Source organism: Olivibacter sitiensis DSM 17696 (genome assembly GCF_000427965.1).
Classification (GTDB): Bacteria; Bacteroidota; Bacteroidia; order Sphingobacteriales; family Sphingobacteriaceae; genus Olivibacter; species Olivibacter sitiensis.
The window spans coordinates 1-2,261 of the sequence record NZ_ATZA01000097.1 but is presented as its reverse complement, the minus strand read 5'-3'; the positions used below and the strand labels follow the sequence as shown (position 1 = coordinate 2,261).

The following is a 2,261-nucleotide window of genomic DNA, read 5'->3' as shown; positions in this document are numbered from 1 at the left end:
CCGTCTTTTTGTACCCGGAAGAAAGTTACGCTTTGACAAGCAGTGGTGCGGTAATGGATGCTATTGCCTATAACCTTCCTATCCTCGCTTTGAAATCACCCTTGTTTGATGATTTGTTCTCGTTGGCTGATTCGCCCGTAGGTAAATCTTTTGAAACTATAGCACATCTTGCAAATGCCATTAAAGAACTATGCCATCGGGTTGAGCCGGAGATGTATGCGCATTTATGCCTTTCTTTTGTAGCTTTGCGGCTGCATCATGGAATAGAAGAAGTGAGCAAGCACCTAAAGAATAGACTTCAGCAAAGTGAAGAGATTTGTAAGGGGTGAATGAAAAGTTAAAAATGTGGTAATTATGAACATACGACTCACAACTTCAATATGCGTCCCCGTCGTTCAACAACGTGAGAAAGATGATCTTCAGGTCCAGCTAGAATGTCCAGTTCATGCCATACGTCTAGGCCACGCGTTGCTCCAATTGCTCCATTTTTCTTAGCCATCAACCTGTGCCCAACCTGTAATGCATGGCTTGGTCTGATAGGGCATAATGAGCAAAATATCAAAGCATTTTTTACTATATTTTTCATCCGTTGTCATCTTTCCGATAGACATATGCCTACGTTGTGAATTATAGAAGGAGATGTAGCTTTATATTAGCAAAACCAAGAAGTACTTTACGAAACACTTGGTAAGGTAGGAAAGAAATCAGCGTCCTTATTTTGATTTTTATGGTCGTGTCGGAAAACAAAACTTCGTAACTTCTACTAAAGAAAGATAATTTCCTATAACTATCAAAAAAAAATTGCTTTTGAAAAAAATCAACGTTTGATTTCACTAAAGAAACAAGAATATAAAATCTACCGTTTTCATAAAATTCCCGTAGAGGTATCTTATTCATCAAAACCTCCTCCTTTAAGACGGAAAGAATATATAGATAACTGTCGAAATTCTTATATCCCATTGTGGAGGTAATCGAAACTTTGTTAGCGTGGTAAATATATGCATCGTGGTTACAAATAAATACTGATCTACATTTTGTGAATAAATAAAATGACCATAAAATATCCTCGTGCAAGATTCCTTCTTTAAAGTATAGCTTATACTCTACTATTACTGATCTTTTTATAAATTTGTTCCAAGCAGTTGCGCTGATTCTCCCATCGTTATATGCCTTCAATACTTCACCATCCTTAATCAGCAAGTTCGTTTTGGTTTTTCTGCCCTCGAGTGCTTTCTTTTTCTTACCAAAACCAATAGCTTGAACGCTGCCAATTAAAACTTCAACATTACTTCGTTTTATAGCTTCGCTAGCAAAATTTTCTATACAATTTTCCGGCAATTCATCATCACTATCAAGAAAATATATATAATCCCCCCTTGCGTGATTGAGCCCAGTGTTTCTTGCTGCAGATAGTCCTTTGTTTCTTGAATGCCGTACGAGTTTCCACGTAATGTGCGCATTAGACCGAATAAAATCTTCCACAATCATCATAGAGTCATCGTTCCCACAATCATCGATAATTATAACTTGCAACCTAGAACATCGTTGTTTTACAACAGACCAAAGACACCGCAGAACATAGTTCTCAACATTGTATACCGGAATAATTATACTTATCTCCATTTACAAACTCTTTATACCTACCTTTTTTTTAAGATATTTACTAAGGTAGTTGTTTTGCGCTTGAACTTGTTTAAACTTTTAAGATTCTATTTGATTTTTCTGAGGAATAAGGCACAAAAGGCCATGCAATGTATTGGGAGGAAGGTTCATTTTAGACCAATAATAACTTGCAGTATCCATGCGTTTGCATGTTCGATGACCGTTCTGCGCTTGTAAGGTCCTTGAGCAAAAATATTCATCTGTATTTATTATGCCTTTTCGTGGTTTGTCTTGATGTTGGGCTAAATTTCTGATTCTGAACAGTGTCGGCGGAGTTGCCTTCAGTCAAAGCTGGGGTTTGCATTCAGGAAACTATCTTTCATACTGATACTGACAATCTCCAGCATGCTTCACATAATGCGGCCATGGTGGAAACGTGGCTTAGGGCAATGCCGAACGAGCGCATGACTTTATTCTGTTCAAAAGACCATTATGCTCGATTGGCATGTCGGTTTTCGAGAGGAAGGGAAAAGGAAGATATTCTGAAGAGCTTGCCTGTTATACGCAATAAAAATGGCAGCAAGCTATGGTGGGTAATAAAACACTTAAACGAGGCCTTGCTCATACTGTTTGTTCTTATAAAGGCTCGCTTTGCCAAA

At 37.9% G+C, this 2,261-nt stretch carries 3 protein-coding genes; 2 read left to right on the top strand and 1 reads right to left on the bottom strand.

Features of this window, described 5'->3' with window-relative positions:
- Nucleotides 1–329: hypothetical protein (locus A37S_RS27645; RefSeq protein ID WP_028298872.1), on the top strand; the 329-nt coding region annotated here is incomplete at its 5' end.
- 298 nt (nt 330–627) lie between these two features.
- Here the strand turns inward: A37S_RS27645 and A37S_RS26495 are convergent.
- Nucleotides 628–1,623, bottom strand: coding sequence for a glycosyltransferase family 2 protein (locus A37S_RS26495; protein ID WP_051293401.1), 996 nt, complete (start codon nt 1,621–1,623; stop codon nt 628–630).
- A gap of 404 nt (nt 1,624–2,027) precedes the next feature.
- Here A37S_RS26495 and A37S_RS25840 point away from each other — a divergent pair.
- Nucleotides 2,028–2,261: hypothetical protein (locus tag A37S_RS25840; RefSeq protein ID WP_157279039.1), on the top strand; the 234-nt coding region annotated here is incomplete at its 3' end.

What these genes read in the sequence shown, in the direction of transcription:
- A37S_RS26495 (WP_051293401.1), bottom strand. Translation starts at nt 1,623, where the DNA reads ATGGAGATAAGTATAATTATTCCGGTATACAATGTTGAGAACTATGTT.